13 protein-coding genes are annotated in these 13,424 nt (G+C 59.5%); 12 read left to right on the top strand and 1 reads right to left on the bottom strand.

The annotated features are described in order from the left end of the window. The first annotated feature begins 559 nt into the window (after positions 1–559). From dmul_RS14510 to dmul_RS14460, 12 genes are all read left to right on the top strand, one after another. Positions 560–1,222, top strand: coding sequence for a tetratricopeptide repeat protein (locus dmul_RS14510; protein ID WP_020878708.1), 663 nt, complete (start codon positions 560–562; stop codon positions 1,220–1,222). After that, positions 1,215–2,051, top strand: coding sequence for a c-type cytochrome biogenesis protein CcsB (ccsB, locus tag dmul_RS14505; RefSeq protein ID WP_020878707.1), 837 nt, complete (start codon positions 1,215–1,217; stop codon positions 2,049–2,051). The genes dmul_RS14510 and ccsB overlap by 8 nt, the downstream gene beginning before the upstream one ends. A gap of 43 nt (positions 2,052–2,094) precedes the next feature. Then, positions 2,095–2,595 carry a rhodanese-like domain-containing protein gene (locus dmul_RS14500; protein ID WP_020878706.1) on the top strand — a complete coding sequence of 167 codons (501 nt, stop codon included), beginning with the start codon at positions 2,095–2,097 and terminating at the stop codon, positions 2,593–2,595. Between the two features lie 31 nt (positions 2,596–2,626). Further along, a complete protein-coding gene (locus dmul_RS14495; RefSeq protein WP_020878705.1) occupies positions 2,627–3,079 on the top strand; it encodes a MauE/DoxX family redox-associated membrane protein in 453 nt (150 codons plus the stop codon). Between the two features lie 47 nt (positions 3,080–3,126). Next, positions 3,127–3,276 carry a hypothetical protein gene (locus dmul_RS20300; RefSeq protein ID WP_020878704.1) on the top strand — a complete coding sequence of 50 codons (150 nt, stop codon included), beginning with the start codon at positions 3,127–3,129 and terminating at the stop codon, positions 3,274–3,276. A gap of 209 nt (positions 3,277–3,485) precedes the next feature. After that, the gene (locus dmul_RS14490; protein ID WP_020878703.1) at positions 3,486–3,950 is read left to right on the top strand and encodes a putative zinc-binding protein; all 465 of its coding nucleotides are present in this window, start codon (positions 3,486–3,488) and stop codon (positions 3,948–3,950) included. A gap of 197 nt (positions 3,951–4,147) precedes the next feature. Further along, positions 4,148–4,594: an arsenate reductase ArsC gene (locus dmul_RS14485; protein WP_020878702.1), complete on the top strand. Its 447-nt coding sequence runs from the start codon at positions 4,148–4,150 to the stop codon at positions 4,592–4,594. A gap of 4 nt (positions 4,595–4,598) precedes the next feature. Continuing rightward, complete coding sequence (gene arsB, locus dmul_RS14480; protein ID WP_020878701.1) at positions 4,599–5,909, top strand: ACR3 family arsenite efflux transporter; 1,311 nt, start codon at positions 4,599–4,601, stop codon at positions 5,907–5,909. A gap of 30 nt (positions 5,910–5,939) precedes the next feature. Further along, positions 5,940–6,464, top strand: coding sequence for a universal stress protein (locus tag dmul_RS14475; protein ID WP_020878700.1), 525 nt, complete (start codon positions 5,940–5,942; stop codon positions 6,462–6,464). 69 nt (positions 6,465–6,533) lie between these two features. Next, the gene (locus tag dmul_RS14470) at positions 6,534–7,883 is read left to right on the top strand and encodes a TolC family protein (protein WP_020878699.1); all 1,350 of its coding nucleotides are present in this window, start codon (positions 6,534–6,536) and stop codon (positions 7,881–7,883) included. 3 nt (positions 7,884–7,886) lie between these two features. Further along, entirely contained in the window at positions 7,887–9,077 is a 1,191-nt protein-coding gene (locus dmul_RS14465) for an efflux RND transporter periplasmic adaptor subunit (RefSeq protein ID WP_020878698.1), read from the top strand. Then, on the top strand, positions 9,074–12,205 hold the full coding sequence (locus dmul_RS14460) for an efflux RND transporter permease subunit (RefSeq protein ID WP_020878697.1): 3,132 nt from the start codon (positions 9,074–9,076) through the stop codon (positions 12,203–12,205). Before dmul_RS14465 ends, dmul_RS14460 begins: the two co-directional genes overlap by 4 nt. A gap of 264 nt (positions 12,206–12,469) precedes the next feature. On the opposite strand, the gene dmul_RS14455 is transcribed toward dmul_RS14460, so the two are convergent. After that, a complete protein-coding gene (locus dmul_RS14455; RefSeq protein ID WP_052018616.1) occupies positions 12,470–13,402 on the bottom strand; it encodes an undecaprenyl-diphosphate phosphatase in 933 nt (310 codons plus the stop codon). Between the last annotated feature and the right edge of the window lie 22 nt (positions 13,403–13,424).

Here is a 13,424-nt window from a genome sequence, read left to right as displayed (position 1 = left end):
GCGGTCGACGCCTGCTTTTCGGCGTGTCACGGCATCAGCACCGCGCATCGTGATGCAGGCCCGCACAATTCCGTACCCTGCAACATGGGATCCTGTCGGCCTCACGAGGACCGGCTGTTGACGCGGGCGAGCTCCTCCGATTTCCGGAATGAAAGAAGGCTTCTCGATAAACCCCGGGCATTCACTTCACATCCGATAACGACACCGACGGCAGCGTCGTTCGTTGCCATCAGAAAAGGCGTGCTGTTTTTTCCACACCCCTTTCCTGAGGCATCACCGCCGCCCTTCATGATCAAATGCGCTTTTTTGTGTTGAAGGCTCTCTTCACGACCCTACATTATCCATCAGGCATCCCCGATATTTACAGGATAGGGTTCTCTGCGGCCGTGTATGAAACCAGTGCCGCTTGAACCGTGGACAGCATCGGGCGTTTTGCGACAACCCCGGCCAGCCCGCGCTTGAGAGCCAAACCGCAAAAGGTTTGTATTGAGAGGCGCCTGTTTCGGCCGCTTCCCTTGTTCGGGAAGACCTGTTCAGTGAAGAAGGAGTTTTTTCGGATATGACAAAAAAATATCAAAAAAAGTCGGTGAAGGCTGTCGCCGACAAGTCTTCAACCGTCAGCCGCCAGACAGCGGTCGTGCTTTCATTGTCGGCCCTGCTGGTCGGTTTTATTGCAGGTACGATATTCGGTGTGATGAAGACAAGCCCACTGCCCGGCGGGTCTTCAACGGTTTCCCAGGCGGCTTCCGGTAAACAGCCGCCGGCTGAAATGTTTCAGGCCCTGGAGGCCGAGGCGGCGCGAAATCCGCAAAATGCCGATGTCTGGACACAACTCGGCAACGCCTATTTCGACGCCGATCAGTTTCAGAAAGCAATCGTTGCTTATGAGAAATCAATTGCTATCGAGCCGAACAATCCCAACGTATTGACCGATCTCGGAGTCATGTATCGCCGAAACCAGCAGCCCCGGAAAGCGGTGGCGGCGTTCAGCAAAGCCATGGCCGCGGATCCGAGGCATGAAGTTTCCCGAATGAACAAGGGTATTGTTCTGTTGTATGATCTTGGTGATGAGAAGGGTGCCGTTGAAGCGTGGGAGGCCTTGCTGGAAATCAACCCGCTGGCGACTTTTGCCGACGGACAGACAGTGGATGAGCGGGTCCGGCATTTCAGGGAAGGCCATGAAAAAGATCTGAATCGGCAAAAAGGAGGTGTTCATGAATAGTTCTCTCATACTTTCCATCACTACCTTTGTCTATGGTGCAGCCGCTTTTCTCTACATCGCGGCATGGGTGTTTCACAAAGACGCGTTGGGACGTATTGCATTCCGGACCGGCGTCGCCGGTGTGCTCGGCAATGTTGCGGGGTTCGGGTTGCGGTGGGCCGAGACCTACCAATTGGGCATCGGCCATGCGCCGCTGTCCAACCTGTATGAATCCCTGGTTTTCTTCGCCCTGGCCATTGCCGTTCTGTACCTGATCGTGGAAAAGAAATACGGTCATCCGACGATCGGGGCTGTTGCCATGCCGCTGGCGTTTCTGGCCATGGCCTATGCATCCCTGTCGCCCAATATCAGCGACCGAATCCAGCCGCTTTTGCCTGCGCTCAAAAGCAACTGGTTGATTGCCCACGTCATCACCTGTTTTATCGGATATGCGGCTTTTGCCGTTGCTTTTGGCCTCAGTTTGATGTTTCTTGCAAAAAGAGAACACGACTCACCCCAAGGTTCGGGCTGGAAAATGCCGTCTCCACGGGTTCTGGACGAACTGACCCACCAGATGGTGATGCTGGGGTTTCTTTTTTTGACCGCCGGGATCATCACCGGGGCGGTGTGGGCCAATTCAGCCTGGGGGCGTTACTGGGGATGGGATCCCAAGGAAACCTGGTCCCTCATCACCTGGTTCATTTACGCCACCCTGCTTCATGCCCGTCTGATGCGCGGATGGCAGGGCCGTCGGGCGGCGATGTTCTCCATTGCCGGGTTCGGGGCCGTGTTGTTCACCTATTTCGGCGTGAACCTGTTGCCCGGTCTGCACAGTTACGGGAGCATGTAGAACCGAAAGCGGGGGATGTAATGGCATTGAAAGGAATGGCGTCGTGATTCAAGACGGAAAAGTTCTCTTCAAACAGGCCCTCAGGCAAATATTCGCCCTCGTCGGGCTGGCGCTACTTCTGTCGGTCGGTGTCAATCTATGGCGATCTGACGGCATACCCCTGGTGGGGGACTGGTCGGCGGATGCCCGATTTTCCGATGATGCGGGAGAGAGCCTGGTCGTCTCCCTGGAAGAGGTCCGCGGGCTCTTCGAGCGGGGCGATGTCCTGTTCGTGGATGCGAGGCCCGAGAGCCAGTACGACGAAGGGCATATCCAGGGTGCATTGAACCTCCCGTTCCAGGAGGCGGACGGCTATTTCATGGATGCGGCGGACCGGCTCTCGGCCGCCGGGGCGATCGTGACCTATTGCGACGGTGAGACCTGCGACCTGAGCCATGATCTGGCCCTGTTCCTGAAAGACATGGGGATGGAAAACGTTCGCGTGCTGGTCAACGGCTGGACCGTCTGGCAGGAGGCCGGGCTGCCGACGGAGGGGGGAAACTGAGGCCGTGGCAGAAGAAAAAAGGAGACATGCTGTGATTTTCAGAGTGCTCCGTCTTTTTTTAGGGGCTGTTTTTCTCTATGCCAGTTACGACAAGGTCCTGAATCCCGAGGCTTTTGCCAAGGCCGTCTACAATTACCAGATTCTTCCGGACGTCGCCGTCAATCTGGCGGCCATTATGCTTCCCTGGCTGGAGCTGCTGCTGGGGGTGTGCCTCGTTGTCGGGGTATGGCTGCCGGGGGCGACGCTGATCAGCACCGGGCTGATGACCGTCTTCATCGGGGCCCTGGCATTCAACCTGATGCGGGGATTGGACATCCATTGCGGCTGCTTTTCCACCGAAGCCACCGAAGGGCCGGCCGATTTGTGGACGGTGCTTCGGGATGCGGGGTTTCTGGCGGTGTCGGTCTGGCTCACCCTGGAGGTCTTTTTCTTTCGGCGGAGGCCTTCGGACCGGAGCAAAGCAGGAACCGCCGCTGTACGCTGATCCAGATCCACATCATGTCCGATATCCAATCTACAAGGGAGGGAAACATGACCCTGAAACCGGTTCAACTGACGCTCTCCGTCGAGGATGTCACGGATATTCTTCACATCGCCGTGGATCAAGATCCGTTGCGGGCCCTGAATTTCGTCAAAACGGTCCTGGCCAAAAAGGTGGAAAAGGCGCTGCAACGCCACTGAATGCCGGTATTCGAAACCTGTTACGGCCCCGGCCGGTTTGAGTCCTTTCAGCGGTAGCGCGGTGGAAGCCCCGGGCTTTCGAAGGAAAGCCTGCGTCGTTGCAACGACCCGGGGGAGAGGCGTATTCCTCTGCTCCCGGGATCGGTCCCGAAAGAACGCGTCGGATACCCATTTGCCGACCAGGCACCATCACACAGAGGAAATTTCCCATGACGGAAGAGTGCGATTGCAAAAAGCGGAATATCATGATCCTGGCCTGTTCCGGGAATTGCAATGCCGGCCAGCTCGCCAACCGGGCGGCTGTCGAGTTGACGGAAGAAGGGTTCGGCGCCATGCTCTGCCTGGCCGGGATCGCAGCAGGATTAAGCGCATTTGTTCAATCGGCGACGGACGCGGATCTTCTGGTCGTGATCGACGGATGTGAATGCGCCTGCGGTCGGGCCATCCTGGAAAATGCAGGAATTCCATTGGAAAAACACGTGATCGTCACCCAACTGGGGATTTGCCGGAACAGCGCGTTGCTTCTGAAAACAGAAGATTTGGCCGTCGTCAAGGATGCAGTCAGGCTCGCCTTCAAATATCCGATCAAAGCGATCGCCATTTTTAAATCTCCCAAGACGTTGTCTCCTGCGGATCAGGCGCGTTCAAGGTCGCTAGGGGGTAGATGCTGCTGATCACTTGATGCCGTACGTGTTGCCGGCCGTTGGATATGATCAAAGGGAGATACACTCCGATAATGAGTCTCGGGTCGATCAAGAAAAAAGGGGTTGAAGTGGATAAAGATACCCAATTTAACGAAATTATAGCATAATTGACTGAAATATCAAATGAAATTAGTTAATTCAACGACATTGACGTCAAGGTGACTATCATGGACAAACCGTTAAGGATCCTGTTTTTGTGTACCGGCAACTCCTGCCGGAGCCAGATGGCCGAGGGGTGGGTAAAGCACCTGAAAAGCGGCGAGATCGAGGCCTTTTCGGCCGGCATCGAAAAGCACGGCCTCAATCCGCGGGCCGTAAACGTCATGGCCGAGGCGGGGGTGGACATCTCCGGCCAATTGTCTAAGACGGTGGAAGAACTGCCGCACCGGCGATTTGATGTTGTGATCACCCTGTGCGGGCACGCCAACGAGACATGCCCCTTTTTTCACGGCCCCACCAAACGGATCCACGCGGGGTTCGACGATCCTCCGGCCCTGGCCGAGAATGCCCCCACGGAAAAGGCCGCCCTCGCGCATTACCGCCGGGTGAGGGATGAAATCAGATTATTTGTGGAAGGATTGCCGGGCACTCTGAACCGGCCGTCCGGGGAGTAGAAACATGAGCACCGAAGCTGCTGCATCCAATGAACGCAAAATGACCAGCGTCTTTGAACGATACCTCACCGTTTGGGTGTTTTTCTGCATCATCGCCGGCATTCTGCTGGGAAAGGTCGCGCCGGGACTGGCCCGGTACCTGGACGGGCTCGCGATCTACGTGAAGGGTGCCCCGGTGGTTTCGATCCCCATCGCAATCTGCCTTTTCTTCATGATGTACCCGATCATGGTGAAAATCGATTTCGGTTCGGTCATCAAGGCCGGTAAAAGCGGCAAGCCGGTTTTTCTGACCCTGTTCGTCAACTGGTGCATCAAGCCCTTCACCATGTATGGCATTGCCTTGTTTTTCCTGGGGACGTTGTTTTATGGGTTCATCGGTCCGGAAACCGTGGACTATGTCAAGATGCCTTTTGGACTGGATCTGTCGGTGGGGGCGACCCACGGCGCCGGGACGGTCGTGCTGATGGACGGAATCAAAATGCTGGAAATTCCGCTATGGCGAAGCTACCTGGCCGGGTGTATCCTCCTGGGCATCGCCCCGTGTACGGCCATGGTGTTGGTCTGGGGATACCTGGCACGCGGCAACGACGGGTTGACGCTGGTGATGGTGGCCCTCAACTCCCTCACCATGCTGGTGCTCTACGGTGTTTTAGGCGGATTCCTGCTGGGTGTCGGTCGTCTGCCGGTGCCGTGGCAGGCCCTCCTGCTCTCAATCCTGATCTATGTGGCTTTGCCGCTTGTGGCCGGCTATCTCTCTCGCCGTTGGATCATTTTCGCCAAAGGGGAAACATGGTTCAAGGAGAAATTCCTCCATGTGCTCACACCGGTTACCATCGTCGCCCTGCTGATTACCCTGGTATTGCTGTTTTCTTTCAAAGGAGAGGTGATCATCGCCAATCCGCTGACCATCCTGTGGATCGCGATTCCGTTATTCATCCAGACCATGCTCATTTTTACCATCGGCTATTGGCTGGCCCGAAAGTTGAGGCTGTCCTATGAAGATGCAGCCCCAGCGGCCATGATCGGCGCGTCTAATCATTTCGAGGTGGCCATTGCCACGGCCACGATGCTTTTCGGGCTCTCTTCCGGGGCGGCCCTGGCCACAGTGGTGGGGGTACTTATCGAAGTGCCGGTGATGCTCATGCTGGTCAGGATCTGCACCCAAACCCGGCATTGGTTCACGGATTTCCTGAGCGGCATGACCGTCCCCGAAGCACTTGCGGATATCATGGCGCGTCTGAATTTGATGCAGAAACAATTGGATCGCCTGGACCGTCAAAGCGGGAAAAAAACAACGCCTGACGGCCCGGCATGAAACCGACACGGAACAAACCACGAGGTGTCCATGAAATTTCATCAACCCGATATCAAACGTATTCTTCTCGCCACCGATCTGTCCGAGAACGCCAACCGTGCCTTCGGGTATGCCGCCGCCATGGCGAATGCCCACGGCGCCGCCATCACCATCTTGCATGTGCTGGAAAAAATGCCCCCCAAGGCGGAACTGATGGTGATCCTCTACCAGGGCTATGAAAGCCGGAAAGATCTTGAGGAAAAAACCGAGGCGGAGGTTCTTGAACAGACGAAATCGTTCATTGAACACTACTGTGACACATTCAACGGTCGGTTTCCGGCCTGCCGCCTCATGGTCGACGCCGTGGTGGTGGAGAAAGGCGATCCGGTGAAGCGCATCCTGCACCACGCCCGCGACGGCGGATATGACGTGGTGGTGATGGGCAGCAGGGGATTCGGCCTGGTCCAGGGGCTCTGGATGGGCAGCACCTCCCAGGGCGTGCTCCGTCATTGCGACATTCCGGTGTTTATCGTGCCGCCGAAAATTGAGAATGCGGAGGCGGTCGACAGGCCCTGACCGGCGTCGGTGTGATCCTGTATTAGCCCCGCCATTGATAGATCGGAATGACAGGATAGAGGGTGACTGATGACCCGCCGTATTGCCGCACAATTCCTGACCCTTCTGGGCGTGATGCTGTTGACTCCGGGGGCTGTTCCTGCAAAACAGCCCGGGCCTGACTTGCCGGCCATGACCCTTGAGGCCTGCATCGAGACCGCCCTTGAAAATAACCCGGGCCTCACCGCTGCGCGAGAGGAGGAATCGGTTCAGAGCGAGGAAATCGTCCTGGCCAGATCGGCGTTTCTGCCCCAGGTGGACGCCTTGGCGGGTTATACTCGTTTCTCGGAGCCCATGCGGGTGATCCAGGCCCATGAAAACAACGAGCCGGGCGTGTTCGACCGGGACCTGCTGGAAGCCGGTCTGATACTTCAGCTGCCCCTGTATCAGGGCGGCCGGCGACGGGCGGATCTTGTCATCGCCGACCTGGGGCGCCGGCGCGCGATGGAAATATGGAAGCGCACCCGTCAGGACCTGATCCTCAACCTTCATGCGGTATTCTACAAAATTCTGCAGCTGGATGAAACCGAGCGTTCCGCCCGGGCCTCCATGGACGCTCTCGAGTCCCAGAAGGAGACCACTCAACTTCAACTGGATGTCGGCCGGGTCGCACCGGTGGATCTGATGAAGATCGATGTCCGCCTGGCCGAGATCGAGCAGCGACTGTCGTCCATTCTGGCCGACCGTCGGGTGCTTGTCGTTGCGCTCTCACAGCTTATGGGTCTGGATGCCCCTCAGGGCGACCGGATGGCTGTCCGCGGCGAACTGAAAGTCGACCCGGCGGCCCTGCCCGATATGGATGCGGCAAGAAAGGCCGTGGAAATCCGGCGGCCCGAGCTGGTCGCCGCACGGCTGGATCTGGATCGGGCGGAAGCGGACATCAGCGCGGCGCGCTCGGCGTTTCTGCCCCGGGTGGACGGATTCGGAACCTACGGCCTGAGAAGTGCTCTTCCCTATGATGACGAGCATGAGGACGCATGGGCTGCCGGGCTTCAGGCCAGTCTGCCGCTGTTTCACGGCGGAGCCATCCGGGCAAAGGTTCGTCAGGCGGAAATTCGTAAACGGCAAGTCCAGGAGCGACTCCGGGCCGTGCGGCTTCAGGTCGAAACCGAGCTGGAGCAGGCCCTGGCGCGGATCGTCGACAGCCTGAAGCGCATGGACGTGAACCGGAAAAACGTGGCGCTCTCCAGCGAGACCTTTCGCATCGAACAGGCCAAGAACGAAGACGGCAAAAGCAGCATCAATGATCTGCTCGACGCCCAGGCCGCCATGCTTCTGGCCGAAGTAGCCCATTCCCAGTCGGTGATGGACCATCTTCTGGCCCGGGTTGAATGGCGTCGGGCTGCGGGAGATCCCCTGTGGCCGGTCGAAAAGGAATAAAGGATGAAACGCGTTTCAGGTCGTATCGCAGCGGTTCTTATCATTGTCGCCATTGTGGCGGGGCTGACGATGATTTTGCACAAAGCCAAAAGAGAGAAGGCGGCGGCGCCGGCCTGGCGGCCACGGCCCGCGCCCGTGGAAACCGCGGATGTCATCGAGGGAGAACTTTCCCGAACCTTGCGGTATCTGGCCCGACTGGAGGCCGTTGCCGCGGCGGAAATCGCGCCTGAGATCACTGCACGCATCGTCTCCATCAAGGTGAACGAGGGGGATCGGGTTGCCGCGGGCGATCTTCTGGCGCGGCTGGACGACCGGGACATCCGGGCGCAGATCTCTGCGGTTGAAGCCGGCATCAAGGCTGCGCAAGCACGGCTGGCCGGTGCTCGGGCCGGGGCTGACGCCGCCCGGAGCAACCTGGCCTATGCGAAGCGGGAATATGACCGGGACCGGCGTTTGTTCGAGAAAAAAGGCATCAGCGCCTCGGCTCTCGAAGACAGCCGGAACCGGGTGGACGAGGCCCGCGGGAAAAGCACCCAGGCGAATGAGGCCGTCCGGAGCGCCGAACAGGAAATCATCGGCCTCGAGGCCCGGCTTGCCGAAGCCCGGACGCGCCTCAGCTACACCGAAATCCGGGCCGCCGCCGCCGCCACTCTCCGGAAGCGCCATGTCGAGGTCGGTGACATGGCCATGCCGGGAAAACCCATTTTTGAGATGATAGATGTCTCTTCTTATCAGCTTGCCTTCGATCTGGTTCAGGAGGATCTGACATGGGTCCGCTCCGGGCAGGCGGTGCGGATCCACTGGCCTGCTCCGGTATCCGAAGCGGGGCGAAGCCAAACCGTGGCCCGGATCTTTCCCTCCCTGGAATCGGACCAGACCGTTCGTGCGGAGATCGATCTCTTCTGCCGATGTCCTGAACAACTGAAGGTGGGGACGCTGATTCCTCTGGAGGTGGTGGTGGAGCGCGACCGGGGCCTGATGGTGCCCCGAACCGCCCTGGTGCCGACACCCGTGGGCGGGCACCTCGTGTATGCGGTCCGGGACGGCCGCCTGAAACAGGTGTCGGTTCAGGTGGTGCTCCAGCATGGGGATCAGGCCCTTGTCGAGGGAGACTTGACTGCCGGAGAGTCCGTGGCCGTGGGCGAATATCTGCAATGGGTCCGGCGCAGCAACGGCATGGCGGTCTCCTCGTGAAGCCCCATCGCTTTGCGCTGAACAATCCCTGGCTCATGCTCGTCTGCGCCCTGCTGACGGCTGTGGTGGGGCTGAAGGCTTTTTTGACCCTGCCGGTGGAATATTTCCCGGACACCAGCCCGCCCCAGGTGGCGGTGGTCACGGTGGAGCCGGGCGCGGCCGCGGCCGATGTAAGCCGGCGCATCACCGAGGTCATCGAAAAAGAACTCTCCAGCCTCTCGGGCCTTAAAAAGATCTCTTCCACCTCCCGGGACGCGGTATCCTCGGTGACCGCTGAATTCTTCTATGAAAAGCCCATGGGCGAGGCCGTGGTGGATACCCAGAATGCCATTTCCCGCATCCGGGCAGACCTTCCCGACGACATTATGGAGCCGCGGATCTACCGGATCACCGATGCGACCCGCCCCATCCTGACGCTGGCCCTTTTCCCCCGCTCCGGAAGCCCCCTGGACCTGGCCCGGATTCGACTTCTGGCCGACAATGACATCAAGGATTTTCTGCTGGGTCTCCCGGGGGTGGCGGATGTGGACACCTTCGGGGGGAATCGGCTCCAGATCGATGTCCGGCTCGACAAGGACCGGCTCCGGGCATACGGATTGAACCCGGAACAGGTGGGTTCGGCCATCCGGGCGCAGAACATTACGGCCCCGGCCGGACTCGTGTACCGGCCCGACGGCGAACGCCTCGTCAAAACCCTCGGCGAATTCAAGGATCTGGCGGATATTGAGAATGTCGTGGTGGGACGGAAGCAAGAAGCCTATATCCGTCTGACGGACGTGGGGACCGTGGCACTGGGCATCCAGGACCCCCGCAGCCTTTACCACGGCAACGGCAGGGCCGCCGTCGCCGTCAACGTGCTGCGGGCCGAGGGGGGCGACACCATGGCCGCCATTGCTGCGGTCAAGGCGGCGCTTCCCGGGATGCAAGCCCAGTGGCCGGACATTGATGTCGAGATCACCGACGACCAGGCGCCCCTCATCGACCGCAATACAACGGGCATGCGCCAGTCTCTGTTCATGGCCGTCGGCCTGACCGTAATGATTATTTTCGTTTTCCTGGCAAATCTGCGGGCCGCTTTTATCGCGCTCGTCAGCATTCCCCTGTCTTTTCTGTTCGGACTGGCGGCTCTGGGATTTACCGGATACACCCTCAACATCGTAACCCTGTCCGGTCTGATCATCGCCACCGGCATGGTGGTCGATGCCACCGTGGTGGTACTGGAAAACATCCACCGACATCTCGATTCCTCAGAAGGCGGGGGGAATATCTCGGACCGGGTGGAAGGCGCCGTGGGCGAGATCCTGACGGCGATCGCCGCGGGAATGCTCACCACCGTGGCCATGCTGATTCCCATCATGTTTGCCGGCGGGTATGTGGAAAAGGTGCTCCGCCAGTTTACGATCACCCTCTCCCTGGCCCTGGTGGGTTCCCTGCTGTCGGCGGTGTTTGTCGTGCCGTTGATCGCACGGAGGCTGATCCGCCCCGACTGGAAGCCCAATCGGCTGGAACGCCTGGTGCGACCCTTTGACCGGCCGGTGGCCGCCCTGGCCGACGTCTATGTCCGGTTGCTGAAAACGGCGCTGAAATGGCGCGTCACGGCACTGGTCCTGGCCGTGGTCGCCCTGGTGCTGACCGTCAGGATCGTGGTTCCGCTGATCGGCCGGGAGTTGATGCCGCCCATGGATACCGGCATCGCCAAGGTTTTTTTTGAAATGCCGCCGGCGACCGCCATTGTGGAAATGGAAAACCGGCTTGTCGCCGTGGAAGCGATCCTTCGAAAGACCTCCTCGGTTCGCATGATTTCTTCTGTGGTGGGTTCCGAACCCGGGGAGATTTCCTTTGGCGGCGGCGGTCAGACCCTCCAGACCGCCCAGATCACCGTCACCCTCGACACCCGGGATCAGCGGGACGAGAGCATCTGGGAGATCGGGGACCACTGGCGTGCCGAGCTGGCGGGCATGCCGGGAATCCGCTCTTTGCAGGTTTATGAGTTCGGGGCCACGCCCATGTCCACCTCCCGGGCGCCCATCGACCTGGTCATCCACGGTCGGGATAGTCGGGTGCTGCAGAGCCTGGCCAGGGAGCTCGAAAAACGCCTCGAGGGCACCTCCGGGCTGGTGGACCTGACCCGCACCTGGTGGCCGGACAAACCGGAGGTCAACATCACCGTCGATGCCTGGATGGCCCGGCGCTACGGTATCACTCCGGCGGATGTGGCCCGGCAGATGCAGGCGGCTATCGACGGGATTCCGGCATCGGGGTTCCGTCTCAAAGGATTTCTGGATGTTCCCATCCGGGTTTCCCTGGACGAAGTGTGGGTGTCGGATTCGGCGCATCTGGCCGATATCGACATTGACACCCCAAACGGAAAAATCCCGCTGCGCGCCTTGGCATCGGTTTCCGACAACCAGGGCCAGACCATCATCACGCGGGAAAATCTGCAGAATACCCTGGATCTTACAGGATACAACCGGACCCGCCGGATTTCCCAGGTGCTGGAAGAGACCGCCGGGCGGCTGTCCGGCATGGACTGGCCCGGCGGCTACGGTTTGGTCGTGAGCGGCACGGCCGCGGAAATGAAGGACAGCATGGGCCGGATCCTGGAAGCCGTGGGCATCGGCCTGGTTTTCCTGGTGGTCCTGTTGGTGGGCATTTTCCGTTCCTTCCTGCTGCCCATCCCCATCCTCGTGGCCATTCCCCTGGCGGTGATGGGTTCCTTGTGGGGGCTTCTGTTCTATGGAAAGCCCATGTGCATGCCGGCCATGATGGGTATCCTTCTTCTGGCCGGGATCATCATCAACAATTCCATCTTTCTCATCGATTTCATTCAGCAGGCCCGGGCAGACGGCATGGACCGGGCAAGCGCTCTCGAGGCGTCGGTGCGGCTGCGGCTGCGGCCCGTGCTCATGACCACCATCTCCACCTTTGTGGGGATGCTGCCCATCATCTACGAAACCGCCGTGGGCCTGGAGCGGATGTCGCCCCTGGGCACGGCGGCCGGGTTCGGTCTGATCATCGGCACGGTCATGACCCTGGTCGTCACGCCAGTGGTTTATTCCTTGATGGATGACATCGGCCTCTTTTTCCGTCGACTCCGGGTGCCGAAGCGCCCTCTCAGGTCCCTGTGACGGATCCGAAGAGGGGAGACACCTTGACCTCCCGGGGTATGGCCGTGACCGCATCGGCGTTCCGGGGCTTCGGGGTCTTTTACGATCTCGGTCAAAGCGATGGCTGAAGAAGGAGGACCTGTGGATAATCCCCGGAACACGTCAGGCAATTCGAGAGCAGATTTTTGCGACATTACGTCCCTGGTCCCGGAGAGCCGGCGCGGCGTGGGTTCTGTGCCGCTCGGGATGGACTTGGCGAGGAATGTTCCCGGCTTCTTATAAAACTTATAAAATACCGCAGAACAGAAGTATCCCGGTCACGGCCGCCAGCAGAATGCGGTAATACCCGAAGAGGGCGAGCCCCCGCTGATGGAGGTAGGCCACGAGCCACTTGACCGACACCCATGCGGCTGCAAACGAGCAGATAATGCCGACCAGCGGCAGGGTAACCCCATATTCGGCCACCACAAGGAGGCCATACCCCGCCATTTCATAGACGGTGGCGGCACCGAGCGTGATCAGCCCCAGCAGGAAGCTGAATTCCACTGCCGCGACAAGCCCCATCCCCGCGACGATACCGCCGATGATGGTGGCCAGGCTCCGGCTGATGCCCGGCCACAGGGCGAAGACCTGAAACAGGCCGATGGCGAGCGCCTGACGCCACTGGATATTCTCGATGGATATCTGTTTCGACCGGTTTTGCAGGTTCGGCATCATGAGGATGACGATACCGCCCACGAGCCATCCGATGGCAATAGGCCAGGGCCCGAAGAGGTGTGCCTTGATCCGGTCGCCGAGACATAAACCGACGACTGCCGCCGGGATGAAGCTGATCACCAGCATGACGGCCAGGCGCAGCCCTTCGGGGTCGCGCCCTATGAGACCCAGAGCGATACGGCCGGATCGTCTGCGGTACAGGCTGAGCACCGCGAGAATCGCGCCGATCTGGATGATCACGGCATATGCGTCGGCTGCGGCTTTGCCGGTTTTGGTGGCGGTCAGTCCCATGAAATGCTGGACAAGCAGGAGATGTCCGGTGGAACTGACGGGAAGGTATTCGGTCACGCCCTCAACAATGCCGAGTACGACGGCATGGTACCATTGAAATCCATTGCCCTCTCCCGGATGTTCGATCAAGAAACCGCCGCCCGGGAAAACAGTCGCCAATCCCCAGAGGCACATGCCGCCGAGAATAAGAGTCCAGAGATATTTATTCATTTTTAAAGGGGCTGTCTTTTCC

The sequence above is a fragment of the Desulfococcus multivorans genome, from assembly GCF_001854245.1.
Lineage (GTDB): Bacteria > Desulfobacterota > Desulfobacteria > Desulfobacterales > Desulfococcaceae > Desulfococcus > Desulfococcus multivorans.
This window is presented reverse-complemented; position numbering and strand designations above follow the sequence as displayed.

What these genes read in the sequence shown, in the direction of transcription:
- arsB (WP_020878701.1), top strand. Translation starts at nt 4,599, where the DNA reads ATGAGCACCGAAGCTGCTGCATCCAATGAACGCAAAATGACCAGCGTC.
- dmul_RS14485 (WP_020878702.1), top strand. Translation starts at nt 4,148, where the DNA reads ATGGACAAACCGTTAAGGATCCTGTTTTTGTGTACCGGCAACTCCTGC.
- dmul_RS14475 (WP_020878700.1), top strand. Translation starts at nt 5,940, where the DNA reads ATGAAATTTCATCAACCCGATATCAAACGTATTCTTCTCGCCACCGAT.
- dmul_RS14470 (WP_020878699.1), top strand. Translation starts at nt 6,534, where the DNA reads ATGACCCGCCGTATTGCCGCACAATTCCTGACCCTTCTGGGCGTGATG.
- dmul_RS14510 (WP_020878708.1), top strand. Translation starts at nt 560, where the DNA reads ATGACAAAAAAATATCAAAAAAAGTCGGTGAAGGCTGTCGCCGACAAG.
- ccsB (WP_020878707.1), top strand. Translation starts at nt 1,215, where the DNA reads ATGAATAGTTCTCTCATACTTTCCATCACTACCTTTGTCTATGGTGCA.
- dmul_RS14455 (WP_052018616.1), bottom strand. Translation starts at nt 13,402, where the DNA reads ATGAATAAATATCTCTGGACTCTTATTCTCGGCGGCATGTGCCTCTGG.
- dmul_RS20300 (WP_020878704.1), top strand. Translation starts at nt 3,127, where the DNA reads ATGACCCTGAAACCGGTTCAACTGACGCTCTCCGTCGAGGATGTCACG.
- dmul_RS14490 (WP_020878703.1), top strand. Translation starts at nt 3,486, where the DNA reads ATGACGGAAGAGTGCGATTGCAAAAAGCGGAATATCATGATCCTGGCC.
- dmul_RS14465 (WP_020878698.1), top strand. Translation starts at nt 7,887, where the DNA reads ATGAAACGCGTTTCAGGTCGTATCGCAGCGGTTCTTATCATTGTCGCC.